Below are 15,791 nucleotides of genomic sequence, written 5' to 3'. Positions count from 1 at the left end.
ATCACCAGTCCTCCATCTCCTTGGGCACGCCGCCGGACAGGATGGCCTCCTGCATCCATTGCTGCATCATGCCGCCGACGCCGATATTGCCCACCAGCGAGGTCATCAGCGCGGTGTGCAGCGGCGAAGCGGCGTCGACCTGCTCCAGCGTGCGCTGGATCATGTCGTTCTTCTGCTTCAAGGTGGTGAAGGCCAGTTCGCCGGTGGCCGGGTCCTTGAAGTCGGCCAGCAGCTTGCCGACGGCATCGGCGTAGCGCTGTTTGTCCTGCTGCGAATCGCTTGCCGGCGGCTGCAGCTGGCGCAGCGCGGCGAGGAAGGCCACCGCCACCGGGTCGGCATTGAAGTCCGGCCATTTGTGCGGCGGCGGTTCGACCGGCTTGGCGTCGTCGGCCTCCGGCGTTTCCGTCGGCGGCGCGGCGCCGCCGGCGTCTTGCGTCGCGGCCAGCAGCCGCTGCTGCAAGGGAACGATGTCATCGCCGCCGGCGGCGGCGAGGCTCAAGGCGGACAGGTTCAGCGAGGGAATCATTCCGGGCTCCGCTTGGCGGCGGCCAGCGCCGCCAGGTCTTGTTCCAGCCGCGTGATCAACTCGCGCAGCGCTTGTTCCGACAGCGCGCGGCAATCCTGCGGCATCTGCTCCAGGCATTGCAGCAGCTGGCGGCTGGCCGGTTCCACGTATTGCTCCGGCTCGAATTCCGCCGCTTGGTCCGCGCAGCGCATCATGAAGCGCGCGTCGGCGTGGTAATCGATCTGGATCGTGCCGGGCCAGTTTTCCGTCAACAAGGCCATCAGCCGCGGCTGCAAGGCGCGCGCGCGCTTGGGCAGTTGCAGATAGAGGGTGGCGTCCGGCGCGTCGCGGTCGCGCAGCCATTCATCCAGCAATAGCAATAGGGTGTCGGGATGGTCCACCGCCGCGGCCAGCATCGCGCGCGCCTCTTGCTCCAGCCGCTCGCGCCAGCGCCAGGCCATGGCCTGGCTGGCGGCGAAATGACCGGCGGCCTGTTCCAGCGCGGCGAGCATGCCTTGTTGGTAACCAGCTTGGCTGGCTTGTCGGCGCAGGGTCTCCGCCTGATGTTCGGCGTCGCGCAGCACGCGCTGCGCCTGCCGTCGCGCTTCGCGTTCCAGTTGGTCGGCGCGCGCGGCGCGGCGCAGCTGGGCGCGGCGCACCAGCACGCCTTCAACGGCGGTCGGCGGGCGGGGTGTGGGGATGTCTCTGGGCATGTTGTAGGGCCAAGGTCAGAATCAGGGCGTCGGCGGCCGGCTGCGGCGGCGCGGCGTCCACCTCCGGCGGAAACAGCAGCGGCAGCCGCTGCGCCAGCGGGCGCGGCAGCCGTTCGCGCCAGGCTTGCAGGCGGCCGTAGCCGGTGAGCAGCAGCGCGCCGTGGCTGAGCGCCGGCTGCTGCGCGGCGGCGGCGTCCGGCGGCAGCGCCACGGCGGCGAAATCCCGCGCCCAATCCGGCAGCCGCAGCAGGCCCGCCTGCCAGCCCAGGCCGGCGCGCAGCGCGTGGCAGCCCAGCAGATAGGCGGTTTGCGGCAGCCGCCGCCAGTGGCGCAGCCATTGCCGCGCCAGCGGGTCCAGGTCGGCGTCGGCGCAAGCGCTGTCCAGCCGGTAGGCGGCGATCAGCAGCTCATTGGCCGCCGCGCGCGCCGGCGCGGCCGAGGTCAGCGCCGGCGGCAGGGCCAGTCGTCGCGGATGCAGATAGGCCAGCGGATCGAACAGCAGCGCTTGCAGCGCCGGCGAGCGGGCGGCGGGCCGCTTATTCATGTCCGGCCTGCGGCTCGGCGGCCGGCGGCTCGGCGGCGGGCTTGGGCGCGCGGCGCTGCCACAGCCAGGCGGCGGCCGCGCCCAACAGCGCGATCAGCGCCACGCCGGCCATCAGCCAGCTCAGGCCGGAGCCGCGCTCCTCCGCCGGCGTGGTGGGCGCTTGCTGCTGCGCCTCGCTGCGCCGCGACAGCACCACCGAGATATTGTCGTAATCGATGTCGGCAAAGCTATTTTTCAGGAAGCGCTTGATGTCGTTGACCATCTGCTCCGGGTCCACGTCGCGGTCGTACACCGCCAGCGCGGACAAATGGATGGGCTTGGCGGCGCGGCCGCCCTCGCCGGAATCCAGGTCGTAGCTGACGTGCACGCGCGCGGACAGCACGCCGTCCATGGTCTGCAGCGACTGCTCCAGCCGCTGCTCGATGGCGGAATACAACCGCGCCTTCTCCGCGCGCGGCGAGGACACCAGCGAATCCGCCGGGAACATCTGCGCCACTTCCACTCGCGGCCGCGACGGCAGGTTATAGGCCTTCAGCCAGTCCACGGCGGCGGCGAAGTCCGGCTGCGCCACCGCGATGCTGAAGCCGGTCTTGCCGCGGTCGGTCTTGTCGGCCTCGATATTGTGGCGCTGCAAGACGGCGATCACTTCATTGGCCTGCTGCTGATCCAGGCCCTTGAGCAAGTCCTTCTGCTGGCAGCCGGTCAGCAGCAATGCCAGCAATACGGCTTTGAAACCATGGCGGATCATGAGCGCAGCAGGCTTTCTACCGCGCCCACGGTCTTGCGGGTGAGGGTGCTGATCATCGACACCTCCAGGTTGTAATTGGAGGTGCGCTGCTGCAGCTCCATCAATACGGCGGGGTTGCTCAACAGCCCCGGCTGTTCCAGCCGCTGCAGGATGGCGTCCTTCTCCATGCCAACGCCGACGGCGTTTTGCGAGAAGGCCTGGATCAGGCGGTCGTCCAGCGACACGAGATTGTGCTCGGAGCGGGTGATGTCGCTGACCTGGGCGGTCAGCGCGTCCAGAGATTGGGCGGCGATGGGAATCATGGGTGGACTCCTGGAGCGCCGGCGCGCGGCCGGCGCCGGGGTTTAGCGGAAGTTCTGGATGATGGCCGCGTCGATGTCCTTGAACACCTTGACGGTGTTGGATTGCGCGTTGCGGTACAGGTTGTACTCGGACAGCTTGCTCTGGTAGTCGGCCAGCAACTGGGGGTTGGACGGGTTGCCGTTCAGCTTGTCCAGCGCGGTGGTCAGCTCGCCCTGGAGCTTGCTGGTGCCGGCGTCGAACTCCTTGGACATGTCGCTGAGGGTCCAGTCCGGATTGGTGATATCGATTGCCATGGTGGTTTGCCTTTGGTTTACAGGGGTTTGGGGAAATACCAGTGGCCGGTCGCCATCTTGACGTAACCCTGGTTGCCGTACTTGAAGGACTTGCCCTTGAGCCAGTCGTCCTTCAACTCAATGGCGAATTGCACGTAGCGGCCGCCCCACTGGCGGTAGTAGTCGTCGACGAAGCGGCGCGCGCGCAGCAGCTCGCCATCGTCCAGCGCGCCCTGGATCACGAAGGTGACGCCATTGGGCTGCTCGCTGCGGGTGAAGGGCAGCGCCTGGCGCGACAGGCCGGTTTCGGCCTGGCTCGCGGCGGCGGCGTCGTCCACCGGCACGATGTCCACCGCGTCGGCGTAGGGCATCTGCTCGGTCAGCCGCTGCGCCAGCGCCTGGCTGGCCGGGCCGCCCAGCGCGGCGCGCTGCTGGCTGACCCACAGCTGCGGCCGGCGCGGGTTGTCCAGCTGCAAGCGGTAATAGGGCAGGTGCGGGTAGTGATCCGCCAGCCAGCGGCCCATGCGCTCGTTCTCCTGCTGCGGGCTGAGCACTCGCGCCGGGCGGCCGTAGTCGCCGCGCGCCAGCACTTGTCGCGCCCAGGCGCTGTCGCGCTCATTGGCGGCGGCGACGTAGAACACGCCGTCGCGGCCGGGCAGCACCTGGAAACGCTGGCTGTCGCGTCCCAGCAGCGCGTTCAATTCCGAAGCCTGGCGCTGCGGCGTGTTCCACAGCCAGTAGCCGCCGCCGGCCAGCAGCAGCGCGGCCACCACCGCCAGCGCCACCGCGCCGACGGCGTGACGGCGCGCCGGTTTCTTCTCGGTGGCGGGCGCGGCCAGGCCGTGGCCCAGCACTTCCGGCGACCAGGCCAGATGTTCCGGCCGCAGCGCCAGTTCCAGCGCGCCGACGCGCAGCGGGCGGTTGAATTCGGCATCGCGCTCGGCGCTGGCCGTGTCCGCCAGTTCGCGCAGCGTGACCCGGCCGGGGTCGGCGCGGTCGATCAGCACCTCGAAATTGACGCCGCCCTGTTCCAGCGGAATGAACAGGGTGTCGGCCGGCAGCTCCGGCAACTGGCCGGCGTCGGCCAGCGCGGCGGAGGGGCCGACCAGGAACAGGGTCTTGCCCGGCTGCAACAGGAATTCGCAGCCGCGCAGCGGGCTGTTGAGCAGGCGAACCACGATGGGGGCCGGCGCGGGATGTGAGATGTCTTCAGCTGCCATGGTGTCTGTCGGTGAGTGCGCAAGGTTCTGCGATGTTTGCATCCACTTTAAGCGCATGCCGGCGTGGATTCCTGATGGAAAACCGATGAAATCTCGGGAGGAAAATCAGATTCGGGGCGGAGGGAAAAAGCATGGCGGCTAACCGCGGGCGCGGCGGCCGCCATGTAAAGGGGGATCGGGGACGGTGCGGGTTTAGAACCTGTTTACGATCTGCTGCGAGTCGTGAGACGTGGCACGGTGAGTGCCGCTTCGAAATGCTCATCTACCGCTTGTACATTCCGCTTTCTCAGCCGCAAGGCCTTGCCTCGTCTTGGCCCGCAAGATCGTAAATACATTCTTAGCGCTCTTGGGCGCCGGAGGCCCGCGCCGCCATTCTTTGTTCTCTAAGGGCTTGTCGCTCCTTCAATTCATTGATCAGCTTTTCTCCCTCCGGCGAGGCGGCAGCGGGCTTGGAACCCGGCTCCTTGCGCAGTTTTTGGCTCTCTGCGTCGCGCAATTGCTGGATATCGGCCGCGCTGGCCGCCGCGACCTTGTGCCAGGCGCGCGCCGGGCCGGCCGTCGCGTTGACGGGCGGAGGCGGAGGAGGCGGTGGCGGCGGCGGCGGTGGCGGTGGAATCTGACCGGGCTGCGTCGGCTGCGGCGCGGCGGCCAGGACCGGGGCGGCTGGCGCGGCCGGCGCGGCTTGAACGACGGAGGCCGGCGCTGGCGTCTCCTTGGCCGGCGCGCGCTTGCCGGCGCTGCCCTCCAGAGTTTTCTGGAAAGCCTGGAAGGTCTCGGGCGACATCTTCAACATGCGCTGCAGCGCCATCGGATCGCGCTTGGGCGTTGGCGCGGCGTCGGCGCGGGCGGGCCCGCCGTTCGCCTGTGCGATGGCCTGACGCAGTTTGCCCATGGGCCGCGCCGAAGTCTCCGCGCGAACCTGGGGCGCGGCTGGTTCGAAAGCCAAGCGCAATTGGCCGACGGTGCCGCTCGGGCGCGCGGCGGATTGGCTGACGCCGCGCAACTGGGCGGCCCAGGCCGAGGAGGGGCCGGGCTTGGGCGCGGTGGGCGGCGGCGTCGCGGGCAGCGCGCGCGCGGCGGGGGGAAGCGAGCGAATCATGAGAGCTCCTTGCTTGGGGGTGGTGGGGCTGAGCGCAGTTTCTGGTAACGCCGCCACACTTGCTCGGCGTAACGCATGCGCAAGGCGCGGCGCGCGGGCGCGGTGCCGGCGTTGTATGCGCCCACCGCTTCCCAGGAATAACCGTAGCGTTTCATCATCTCGGCCAGGATGGAGGCGCCGACGACCACGGACAGGCAGGCGTCGCCCAGCAACTGCGGTTCGGTGACGCCCAGCTTGCGCAGCCGCGGCAAATGGGTGCTGTTGATCTGCATCAGTCCCAGGTCGCGGCTGCCGTCGCGGTTGCGTCCCACCGCGTCCGGCTTGAGGCCGGACTCTTGCAGCGCGATGGCGTAGAGCAGGTCCGGCGCGATATTGAACATGCGGCCGGCGCGATCCCAGCAGTCCGCGCGCGCGGCGCCGGCGCACAGCAACAGCGCGGACAGCAGACAGGCGCGGATCACGCCGCCTCCGGCTGGGAGGGGAGGGCTTGCTCGGTCAGCGCGCTCAGCCGCGGATCGTGGCGCCAGGCCTTGATCCACAGATAGCCTTCGGCCTGCAGCTGCCGCCAGTGCTGGATGGCGGCTTCCGGACCGTGAGCGGCCAGGATCAGCGGCAGCAGGCTGGAACGCACCTGGCGGCTGTCCACCTTGGCCAGGAAGGCGCGCAGCGCCGGCAGCGCCGCGTCGCCGCGCCGGCAGTAGTCGATATAGCTGTGGTTGAGGGCGAGCAGGCCGGCTTCCTCGCCGGACGCGCGCACCGCCTGCACCAGCTCGTCGGCCTGGGCGTGCTGGCCTTGCAGCGCCAGCATCAGCCCCAGCACGCTTTGCAGCACCGGGTGGTCCTGGCCGTACTGGCACAGCTGGCGCTTGCCCAGCGACACCGCGTCGTCGATGCGGTGCTCGTAATAGGTCAGCCACAGCTTGAGAATGCTGGCGGAGATGCGCGAAGGGTCGCGCTCCAGGCAGGCATCCAGCGCCTGCTGCGCCTGCGCGAGCCGGCCGGACAGGAATAAATGCCAGGCGTGGTAGTAATGGATGTCGATGGCGTCCGGCGCCAGCAGCCGCGCCTGTTCGAACAGCGCCTCCGCCACCGCCTGTTCCGAGCGCATGCTGCTGAGCAGCGCCAAGAGGCCCAGCGCCTGCGGATTGGCGGCGTCCAGCTCCACCGCCTTGTTCACCGCCTGCTGCGCCTGGATCAGCGCCTGGGCCTGGTCGAACAAGCCCAGCTGGGCCAGGGTCAGATAGCACTCGGCCAGGCTGCAATAAGGCAACGCGTGGCAGGGGCCGGCGCTCACGCATTGGCGCAGCAGCGCCAGCGCGCGGCGCAGGCTGGACGGCGTGTGCTGCTGCAGTTCGTGGCGGCCGTTCAGATAGGTGATGGCCATGTCCAGCGAGCCCAGCTCCTGGTTCTGGCCCTGGTTCCAGCGCAGGCCGGGAATGCGTTGCGGCAGCAGGCTGGCCAGCCGGGTCTGCAGCGCGGTGATCGGCTGTTCCGGGCTCAGCTCTATGCTTTCGTGGTGGATCAGCTGATGGCCGGCGGCGCGCACCAGCTCCACCCGCAGCTTCCAGACGCCGCCTTGCTGCAGGGTCTGGCCGGCCAGATAGTAGTCCGGGCGCAGCTGGTCGATCATCGCCACGATGTCGGCGACGTCGCGGCAGTTCTGGGTGATGGTGGCCGGCAGCACGATCAGGCCGAATGGCGAGTAGCGCGACAGGCACTGCACCAGCGCGTCGTGCAGGCTGACCGCGTCCAGTTGCGGGTGAGTGCGGAAGGGCAGCACCGCCACCGAGCATTGCGCCGCCAGCGGCGTGGGCCGGGACACCACCGCCACCGGACGGCTGAAGCGGTAGCCCTTGCCGTAGACGGTGTCGATGTAGCGGCAGCCCTTGGTTTCCAGCAGGATGCGCCGCAGCGCGTAGATGCAGCGGGTCAGAGATTCCTCGTTGACCTCGCCGTCCGGCCAGACGCGGTCCAGCAGCGCGTCCTTGCTGACCAGCTCCCCCGCCGCTTCCAGCAGCGTGGTCAACACCGCCAGTTCCTTGGGAGGGATGCTGATCTGCTGCTCGCGGTGCAGCAGCATGCCGTCGAAGTGCAGAACGAAGTCGCCAAAAACAAATTGCCTGTTCATGAAGCCATCTTTATGTAACGCCATCTTCTAGTTCCTCTTGCGCGCACGGCGCAATAGCGCATGGCGGGCCATGCGGATCGAGTCGACCAATGCCGCGACTTATGTGCTATTCCCCGTAGCGTCGCGTCATGTCGGCGTGTTTTTTGTTCGGTGGATCTGTTGGGTGATTTGCGCTGGTTCTTGGGACCGGCTGCGGATTTCGCATCGCGCGGCGTGTGCTCCGCCGCTTCCCGCCCGCTGTAGCCTGGGATTGCCAGTGTCGTCAACTGGCGGTCAAGGTCTTCTTCCGGTCATAAAAACAGAGAGAGTGGATGGTACTTTTGCCGCCAAGGACCAGCTTGCAAAAAATGTTCAGCGAATGACACGGTTCATCTGTCCTGATTGTTATGTCGTTGGAACGTAAAAATGTTTTTGATTTCCTTTAGATGACAAGTCCATGTGTAGAAATACTACGTGAGGGAGTGCTTGCTACAAATGGGAAAACTCTCAAAAACGCGGCGGCCGCGCGAGCGCGCCACGCGGCCGTTTTATGCAAGTTCGCCCTTGGGCTTTGGGGTAGTTTGACGCTGTCGCCGAGCACGCGCCGGCGGCCACTCATCACCGTCGTTCTGGCCTCGCCGCCACATCAGGAGCGTTTGAAATGTTGTTTAAGGTTTCGTCGAATCAGAACATCGCCCGATCCAGCTCCGCTGACGCCGCGGCGCCGGCGGAAGCGCTTGCGCCCAGAGAGAAATCGGGGCTGGCGGCGGCGTTCAGCGCTTACGCCAATACCGCTGACGCCACCGTGACCGCGCCGCCGGCGCAGCCCAGCGGCGCCGAGGCGTCGCGCCAGTGGGGCAGCGAAGGCTGCCAGCAAGTGCTGGACAAGCTGGCTAGGATCAAGTCCGAAGGCGCGCCGCCGGGCACCGAGAAGGCGCTGCAGGACTTGCAGCAGGGGCTGGAGCGCTTGCAGGCGAAGCTGGCGTCCGGCGGCGGATGCCTGGACCTGGGCAGCAATCTGAAACACGCCGCCGCCGTGGCGCAGCCACGGGGCTAGCGCCCCGCATCCGTCCGCGGCTTCCGGGATGCCCGGACAACGGTGATCGACAGCGCGTTTACGTTGCAAACAGGCGGTTATCGAGGAGGTGTACATGCTGGACACAGTTGCAAGCGGGGCGGGTACGGTGCGGTTGCAGGGCTTCCGTCGCCTCTCGGAAAATTCGGAACCGCGGCCGGCGCAAGGCCTGGCGGCGGCCTTGAGCGGCGCGCGCGGCGCGACAGAACGTCGCGTGGAAGACGCGCCGCCGGCGCGCGGCGCCGAAGTCAGGCTCAGCGACGACACGCTGCGCTTGCGGCGCGAAGACCTGGGCCAGACCCTGCTGGCGATGCGGCGCGAAGCCTATCGCCAGGCCGAGCCGGAACGCTCGCGCTGGCCGCGCTGGGTGCAGGCCTTGAACATCCTGCCGCGCAGCCACACGGTGACGCCCAAGACCGTGGCCATCATCGAAAGCCTGCGGCAGAGGCTGGCGGCCGGCGACGCGCAGACGCCGCTGGACATCAAGGAATGCGCGCGGCTGTCGCTGGAGATGGAAGCGCTGACGCGCGCCTTGCCGGCCGGCGGTCCGCTGGCGGAACTGGGGCAGAGGCTGGCCTTGCTGGGCCAGGCGGCCTGGGCGCAGCTGGCGCGGACGGAGGCGGAAGCGCAGCTGTTGCCGCAATTCCAGCGTTTCGACCAGCCCGGTGTCAGCCAGGAACGCCGCGTCGGCGGCTCGCTAGGCGTCGGCCTGGGCCTGGGAGAGGCGGGCGCCGGCGCCAAGGCCAGCTTCAGCGTGGGCCTGGCCTGGAACCGCGGCATGGACAACGACGACGAAGGCTTCGTGTTCCAGAACCAGGGCAAGGCGATATCGGCGCGCGCCGGCGTTCAGGCCGGCGTTGGCGTCGCCTCCTTGTCCGGCGCGCTGGAAGGCCGCCGCCAGCGCACCACGGCGACCGAATACGCCAGCGCCACCGCCTTCGTCAAACTCAAGGCGGAGCAACTGACGCACGGCTCGCGCCGCGACACCCTGGGCGTCAGCGCCCGCACCGCGGTGGGCGCGCTGATCCGTCTGTTCCGTCCTAGCCACGGCAATGAGTTGCGCCAGTACCGGCAACTGCAGCAGCAGGCCGCCGATCAACAGCAGCGGCTGGGCGTCTTGCTGGGCTGGCTGGGCCAGCGCGACAGCGCCGCGTCCCTGCCCGGCGCGCAGATACCCTATCTGCCGCCCAGCACGGTGGACAGCGTCAAGGGCAGCGCCTCCGCCCGCGCCGAAGCCGTCGGCATCGGCGCCGGCGTCGCCGCGACGGTGGAACGCATCGACATCCAGGCCGATGCGCTGACGCCGATCTGGCAAGGCCTGAGCCAGGAACAGGGCGCGGCGCGCAATCAAACCATCGCCGCGCAGCGGCTGGCCGGCATTGAACAGAAAGCCGCCGCGCTGATGGGCGCGGACACGCGCAGCCGGCCGTTGAGCTGGCTCAGCGGCGCGCAAAGCATGGCGGCATTGCGCGAACAGACGCCGGCAAGGCTGCGCGACGCGACGGACAGCCTGCGCGCCGAATTCGAACACTTCTGCGCCGTCGCCCAGCAATTGGACGCCGGTATCGGCAAGCGCGAGGGCGGCGCGGCGGTGGAACGCTCGATCCAGAGCGCCTGGCGCGCTGGCAGCCGCGAGGAAGCGCTGGCCAATATGGCGCTGGCCCAGGCCGCGCTGCGGCTGGCCGCGACGGACAAGGGCGACGCGGCGCTGCTGCAAAGCCTGGACCAACTGGCGCCGCGCTTGTACGCGCCGCCCATCCGCCACGACCCGGCGGCGCTGGCCAAGCGCACCAGCTTCCACGACGTGCTGCGCCTGCAAATCCGCGACCGCAGCGTGGCGCTGGACCTGGGCGGGACGCTAGGCCCGCTGGGCCTGAAAGCGGAAGCCTCGCTGACCGAGCGCACCCGCCTGCACCACAACCCGGTGCGCGCTGGCGATTACAAGGACGTGCGGCTCAGCCTGTCCGGCAATCTGGGCGGCTCTTGGCCGCTGGACGCCTTGCGCGACGCGCTGAGCGCGCAGCTGGCGCCGCATGGCCTGGCCGCCGAGGTGCCGGCGGCGCTGGCCGGCCTGCAAAGCTCGGTCGGCGTGGAAGGCGGCGGCGCGCTGACCCTGCTGCTGCGCTTCTATCGGCCGCAATACCAGACCCAGGCCGACTTCCCGGCCGAAGCCGCCGGCTTCCGCCTGCAACTGAGCCGGGTCAGCGCCAGCGGCGATCTCGGCCTGTCCGCCTCCGGCGGCGTGCCGCTGCAGCCGGGCGTGTCGCTGGAACTGGGCCTCAACGCCGGCGCCTCCGCCACCGCGGTGCTGGGCGAGCGCTGGGGCGACAACAGCTTGAGCGCGCCGCTGATGCACTATCTGCACCTGAAAGCGGTGGACGAGAGCGAGCGCTGGCCGGCGTTGCGGCAGGCGCAACGGCCGGCGCTGGAAGCGCTGTGCCGCAAGCTGGCCGAGCCGGGCTCGGCGGTGCGCCAGGAAGCCGCTTACTACCTGCGGCGCCAGGGCGAGGACGGCGCTGCCTTTTTCGCCGCGATGGAAGGCTTCGCCGCCGGCCGCGTCGGCTTCACCGCCGCCGCCGCCGCGCTGGACGCGCTGATGGAACGCCAGTACCCCTTGTGGCAGGCGGACAAGCAGAGTTTCGCCGGCTGGGAAGAACTGCCGCTGGCGCGCTAGCGGCTGTCGTTAACGAGCGAGAGGACATATTTCGATGAGAATCACGGCAAGCGGCGCGGCGATGCCGCCGCCGCGTCCGGAAGCGCCACCGCCGGCGGCGTCCAGCCGGCTGGCGCAGTCTATCAAGGGCGTGGACCACGCGGGCGAACCCGCGCCGCGACCGCTGGAGCGTTTCCGCGACGCCGCCCGCTTCGTCGCCGCGCTGATGCCCAGGGAAGGGGAAACCGGCCTGGTGGACGAGGAATTGCGTGAAGCGCGCGATCCTCGTCATCGCTACCGGGAATACGCGCAGCCGGCGCATCGGCAATGGGTGGCCAGCGGCGACAACGCCAGGGAAAACTTCTTCGCCTGGATGGATGCCCGTCCGCAACTGGAAATCAACCTGGCTAGGCCGGGCCAGCCGCCGCGCATGGCGCGCTTGGGCGACGCGCCGCAAGTCAGCTATCTGAGCGACGCCGCCGCGCGCCAGCCCTATCTGGCGGAAGTGGCCGACGGCGTATGGCGGCGGCCGGACGGCACGGCTATCGACACCACCGGCTCCAACGGCAAGCTGGGCATGCCCGGCTACGCCATCCTGGTGCTGGACCGCGACGACAGGCTATTCGTCCACGACGCGGTGCTGGGGCGTTTGCACCATACCAGCGCCAGCGCCGGCAAGCCGGTGCGGGCGGCGGCGATGATAGAACTGCGCGAGGGCAAGGCCAGATCGCTGGTGTTGTCCTCCGGCCACTATATGAGCGATCTGGACGACCTGGAGCGGCTGCTGGCCTTCCTGGACGGCAAGATGGATCTGTCGAAACTGGCGGTGCTGGCCCCGCATGAAGACCGGGCGGAGCTGGCCGAGGTGCTGGCGCCTTATCGCCAGGCCCGGCGCTGAAGCCGGGACGATTTCAGACGCAAGCGGCGCGCCCAATCGGCGCGCCGTTTTTTATGTCTGTCCGGGGCAAGCGGTTTACTTGAAGTGCTTGATTTCCATTGGTGTGGTGCGCGTGTGAAAACTCGCCGACTCAGCGCTAAGCCACTCGCTCGGATAGTTGTTTTTTGAAAGTCCCTCGATCTTGGCCTGGCTACCATGCAGTCATGCCTCGCATCGTGCCAAGCCGGAGACCTGTCATTCCATCTGTGCGGCGCAAGCGTTCATTTCTTATTGCACTAGGGGTTTGATCATGCATATTTCCACGGCTTCCACCCATACGACATCCACTATCCACCAAACCGGCTCCGATACCGGTGGGCAAGCCAATCAGGGCATGACTCGCTTGAATGAGGGAGACAAGCAAACAATGCTGCAATCCCGCGCTTACAGCGAAATGCTGAAAGAGCGCACCGGCCAGCATCTGCTGCTGACCGCGCATCGCGGCACCGGCCCCACCAGCGTGTTCGGCTCCTCTTTCCCGGACAAGTATCTGCCGGAAAACACCCTGCCGGCGATCAAGGCCGCCATTCTGGAGGGGGCGGATGCCATCGAGATCGATATCTTCAAATCCGGCGACGGCAAAGTGGTCGTCACCCATGACGATGAAATCTGGCGTAACGCTTTCCAGGCCGACCGCAGCGGCGCTCAATTGCCGGAAGGGGAAACCAAGGCGTCCTATCTGGTTGGACAAAAGACGGTGGAGGAACTGAAACAGATTCCACTCGGCCACAACGGCGAAAGCATGCCCACCTTGGCCGAAGTGATGGAACTGGTCAACGACGCCAACCAGACGCTGACGCAATATGGCAAGAACCCCATCATCCTCAACATCGAGCTGAAAGACGCCGGCGCGGTCAATGAAATGCTGGACCTGCTGGCCGATGGCTCGGATGGACATGCCTCCACGCCGCTGGAAAACATCGTGTTCTGCTCGTTCAAGCACGAAGCGCTGAAGGAACTCAAGGACAAGGCCGAGCAAAGAGGGATGACCGGCATCAATATCGCGCCTGGCATCAAAACCGCTGACTTGTTTGGCCAGGACAATATGAATCCGGATTTCTCGCTGAAAGATCCGAACGCGGGTTACCACCCGCAGGCGATGGATAATCTGCGCAAGCTGGTGGAAGGGAATGGTTTTCAGGGCTACGACGGCATTTTGTGGGACTTGCGCGAACCCATCGTCGATCTTGCCGTCGCCGGCAACAAGGCGATTCACGCTTCGACCTCGGATTTCCGCCAGTATGCGGACAACAGGGACTTCTCCCATGTGCTGCTTGAATTGAGCAAGCGTGTTGATACTTTCTTCAAGTGCGACAACGTCGACGATGCCCGCAAGGTATTGCTGGAATCCAGCATCCTGCTCAATGGCATCGGGATTCAGATGATGCACAAGCAGAATGCCGCCGGCGAGGATAGCTTCTACTTCTACCGCCCGAGCGATCAGCAAGATACCAGCGCCATCTTGCAGACGGGCGCGAACAAGCCGATTGCCGACTCAAAGCTGGGCCGCGATTAAGTCGGTCCGGAGCGCCGCGTCGGCCTGCGGTAAGCGGGCGGGCGCGGCGTGTGCCACATGCGGTGGCTAGCCGTCACAGCCATGGTGTCTAAGAACCTGTTCAAAGTCTGCTGCGCGTCGGCGATACGGCGTTGAAAACCAGCTCAAAATGCTCATGTACCACTTGTACATTCCGCTTTTTCGCTCGTTTTCGCCTTGTCTCGCTCTTGCTCGCGAGACTTTGAACAGGCTCTAAGAACCTGTTTACGATCTTTTCTGATCGGAAGTGTTGTTCAAAGCATTGAATCCGCTACTCACTTGAGCCCGGCCTTTCTTCTTTCAGAGTCGACACTGCCTAGCCGCGTGCCGCTGCAATGCAACAGTTACAGATTGCTTGAATCTATAATGTGCACTATGGCTTGCTACGCAGTCATGGCTCAACTAATCTTGGTGTTAAGGACGGTCAGGAAATTCATTTCTCATGTGCTGTTCCATGGTTTAAGTCAGGTAAAATAGCCTCGCCAAGTGAAATTGAGTTCTCTAAATCAAATAATAAAAAGACACGGAGCCATGTCATGAAAAAAGATCGCAGTGGTTTTATTTCGGAAAATTTGCTAAGGCGAGCCAAGCTGGATAAGCAGCTTTCCTTCTATCAGGAGCTTGAAGGCTCTGGTGTCAAAGGCGTGAATGCGGTTAAGGCCGGGAGCTTGGTCATTAACCGCAAGCCAGCCTCCATTCAGGTCGTTGAGGGGCCTGAATTGGATGCCAAGTTTTCCTAAGCAATGCATGAAAATGCCCCTGGGTTAACAAATGCTATTATTCTAGATGTTTTGAAATTAGTATTTGAGCAGGAGCCTGCCTCTGCGGTATTAGTCGGAGGGCAGGCTCTTGCTTTTTGGGTGCTTGCATTAGAGGTGCCTGTGCCGGAAGAGCTGCCACCAACGGTTACGCGTGATTTGGATATATTGTGTAGTATGGAAACCGCGATAGCTGTACATAAACGGATTGGCGGAAAGTTTTTCCAAGCGACGGCTGATGATGTGACTCCAAACCTGGCTCGTCTTAGTGAGTTAATAAATGGGGTTCCCATTGATATTGATTTCATGAAAGGCATTCTAGGCGTAAGGAATGAAGCGCTAGTCAAGAAATCAATCGTGTTAAGCCTGGCTGAGCCGAATATCAAAATACGGGTTATGCATCCCTATACTATTTGGCTGAGTCGCTTGGAAAATCTGATTTCCATAAAAGAAAAAAGAACACCTTATGGTGTTGCGCAAGCAAATCTTAGTCTGGCGGTTTTGAAACAGTTCATCCTGAGCCAGGTCCTGGGAGCAGATCAGCCGCTGGATACGATTTACTGGATGCGGCATGCCTTAATGAAATTCAAAAGCGCCAAGGCAAGAGATGCAGTTGTTGATTTTAATCTGTGCTTTTCTGATTGTTATGTGAGGGGCGAGGTTTTTTTAGGTGGTGACGGGAAAAAATATGACAAAATTTGTGCAAAAATAGAGAGGCTTATCGCTCATGCTGCTAAGGTGAAAAATGAGCGGATGAGAAAGATAGCTAAGTGTGGCTCTATAGTAGAGCTTAATGAGGGAAGGCTAGAAGAGTTGATGTATGAAGCCATGAAATGTCCGCGTGAGTGATGATCTTTCAGGGGGCTTTATTTAGATTGATTATCCTGAATCGTCCTAGTGAAGCTGCCAAATATCTACGTTTTTATCCCGGTTCTGCAGGCAGTTTTCCTCTAGTCCCCGGCCTCCCTTGTTGGTGTGCATAACCCTACGACCATTTATCCCAGAAACGCCAAAAATCACCGGCCACCTTGACGCTCTCCATCCGTCTATTTAGGCTGAGTCCCGCGCCGTGCCCATTCGGAGCGGGCCGTGGCAGGGAGTCCGAAAGGATTGCCGGTTCTTTGGAAGAAGCTAGCCGGTTTTGCAACCTTGCCACGTGCCTGCTCTAGCCCCATCTCGGCGGGTTTCCAAGCCGATAGGGCGACCGTGCATCCCCCTTTGGCCTTTCCTCCTGCTATTCCCTCTTACGTTGGCCCTCTGTGCGCGGTAGAACAGAATGAGTCCGCGCTGTCCTTGACGCTCCCTTCCAGCCTGTTTAGGCTT

The 15,791-nt window shown here is 65.0% G+C and carries 16 protein-coding genes; 6 read left to right on the top strand and 10 right to left on the bottom strand.

Annotation, left to right across the window (positions count from 1 at the left end; all coding sequences use genetic code 11):
* Nucleotide 1: 1 nt before the first annotated feature.
* The 10 genes from ACE3QM_RS13810 to ACE3QM_RS13765 all read right to left on the bottom strand — a co-directional run bounded on the left by ACE3QM_RS13810 (nt 2) and on the right by ACE3QM_RS13765 (nt 7,556).
* Nucleotides 2-526 (bottom strand): hypothetical protein, encoded by a 525-nt coding sequence (locus ACE3QM_RS13810; RefSeq protein WP_231465480.1) that lies wholly within the window; start codon nt 524-526, stop codon nt 2-4.
* Entirely contained in the window at nt 523-1,218 is a 696-nt protein-coding gene (locus ACE3QM_RS13805; protein WP_048410085.1) for a hypothetical protein, read from the bottom strand. The genes ACE3QM_RS13810 and ACE3QM_RS13805 overlap by 4 nt, the downstream gene beginning before the upstream one ends.
* Nucleotides 1,175-1,762, bottom strand: a complete 588-nt coding sequence (locus ACE3QM_RS13800; RefSeq protein WP_374422637.1) for a type III secretion apparatus protein OrgA/MxiK — start codon at nt 1,760-1,762, stop codon at nt 1,175-1,177. Before ACE3QM_RS13800 ends, ACE3QM_RS13805 begins: the two co-directional genes overlap by 44 nt.
* The gene (locus ACE3QM_RS13795; protein WP_048410087.1) at nt 1,755-2,510 is read right to left on the bottom strand and encodes an EscJ/YscJ/HrcJ family type III secretion inner membrane ring protein; all 756 of its coding nucleotides are present in this window, start codon (nt 2,508-2,510) and stop codon (nt 1,755-1,757) included. Before ACE3QM_RS13795 ends, ACE3QM_RS13800 begins: the two co-directional genes overlap by 8 nt.
* Nucleotides 2,507-2,812: a type III secretion system inner rod subunit SctI gene (sctI, locus tag ACE3QM_RS13790; RefSeq protein WP_048410088.1), complete on the bottom strand. Its 306-nt coding sequence runs from the start codon at nt 2,810-2,812 to the stop codon at nt 2,507-2,509. The genes ACE3QM_RS13795 and sctI overlap by 4 nt, the downstream gene beginning before the upstream one ends.
* A 42-nt stretch (nt 2,813-2,854) precedes the next feature.
* Entirely contained in the window at nt 2,855-3,106 is a 252-nt protein-coding gene (locus ACE3QM_RS13785) for a type III secretion system needle complex protein (RefSeq protein WP_048410089.1), read from the bottom strand.
* 17 nt (nt 3,107-3,123) lie between these two features.
* Nucleotides 3,124-4,305 carry a PrgH/EprH family type III secretion inner membrane ring protein gene (locus ACE3QM_RS13780; RefSeq protein WP_374422634.1) on the bottom strand — a complete coding sequence of 394 codons (1,182 nt, stop codon included), beginning with the start codon at nt 4,303-4,305 and terminating at the stop codon, nt 3,124-3,126.
* Nucleotides 4,306-4,642: 337 nt separating this feature from the next.
* Nucleotides 4,643-5,404 carry a hypothetical protein gene (locus ACE3QM_RS13775; protein WP_374422632.1) on the bottom strand — a complete coding sequence of 254 codons (762 nt, stop codon included), beginning with the start codon at nt 5,402-5,404 and terminating at the stop codon, nt 4,643-4,645.
* Nucleotides 5,401-5,865: a type III secretion system invasion protein IagB gene (iagB, locus tag ACE3QM_RS13770; protein WP_048410091.1), complete on the bottom strand. Its 465-nt coding sequence runs from the start codon at nt 5,863-5,865 to the stop codon at nt 5,401-5,403. Before iagB ends, ACE3QM_RS13775 begins: the two co-directional genes overlap by 4 nt.
* The gene (locus tag ACE3QM_RS13765) at nt 5,862-7,556 is read right to left on the bottom strand and encodes a HilA/EilA family virulence transcriptional regulator (protein WP_269326123.1); all 1,695 of its coding nucleotides are present in this window, start codon (nt 7,554-7,556) and stop codon (nt 5,862-5,864) included. Before ACE3QM_RS13765 ends, iagB begins: the two co-directional genes overlap by 4 nt.
* Before the next feature lie 616 nt (nt 7,557-8,172).
* Between ACE3QM_RS13765 and ACE3QM_RS13760 the strand changes: the two genes are divergently transcribed.
* From ACE3QM_RS13760 to ACE3QM_RS13735, 6 genes are all read left to right on the top strand, one after another.
* Entirely contained in the window at nt 8,173-8,568 is a 396-nt protein-coding gene (locus ACE3QM_RS13760) for a hypothetical protein (protein WP_231465308.1), read from the top strand.
* Between the two features lie 94 nt (nt 8,569-8,662).
* Nucleotides 8,663-11,260: a hypothetical protein gene (locus ACE3QM_RS13755; RefSeq protein WP_374422627.1), complete on the top strand. Its 2,598-nt coding sequence runs from the start codon at nt 8,663-8,665 to the stop codon at nt 11,258-11,260.
* Nucleotides 11,261-11,294: 34 nt separating this feature from the next.
* Nucleotides 11,295-12,137 (top strand): hypothetical protein, encoded by an 843-nt coding sequence (locus ACE3QM_RS13750; protein WP_156183861.1) that lies wholly within the window; start codon nt 11,295-11,297, stop codon nt 12,135-12,137.
* Between the two features lie 406 nt (nt 12,138-12,543).
* A complete protein-coding gene (locus ACE3QM_RS13745; protein ID WP_374422625.1) occupies nt 12,544-13,692 on the top strand; it encodes a glycerophosphodiester phosphodiesterase in 1,149 nt (382 codons plus the stop codon).
* A gap of 554 nt (nt 13,693-14,246) precedes the next feature.
* Nucleotides 14,247-14,450 carry a hypothetical protein gene (locus tag ACE3QM_RS13740; protein ID WP_374422623.1) on the top strand — a complete coding sequence of 68 codons (204 nt, stop codon included), beginning with the start codon at nt 14,247-14,249 and terminating at the stop codon, nt 14,448-14,450.
* A gap of 3 nt (nt 14,451-14,453) precedes the next feature.
* On the top strand, nt 14,454-15,317 hold the full coding sequence (locus tag ACE3QM_RS13735; protein ID WP_374422621.1) for a hypothetical protein: 864 nt from the start codon (nt 14,454-14,456) through the stop codon (nt 15,315-15,317).
* Nucleotides 15,318-15,791 lie beyond the last annotated feature (474 nt).

The organism is Chromobacterium sp., assembly GCF_041912965.1.
Lineage (GTDB): Bacteria > Pseudomonadota > Gammaproteobacteria > Burkholderiales > Chromobacteriaceae > Chromobacterium > Chromobacterium aquaticum.
The sequence above is the reverse complement of the archived record's forward strand: the minus strand, read 5'-3'. Positions and strand labels throughout refer to the sequence as shown.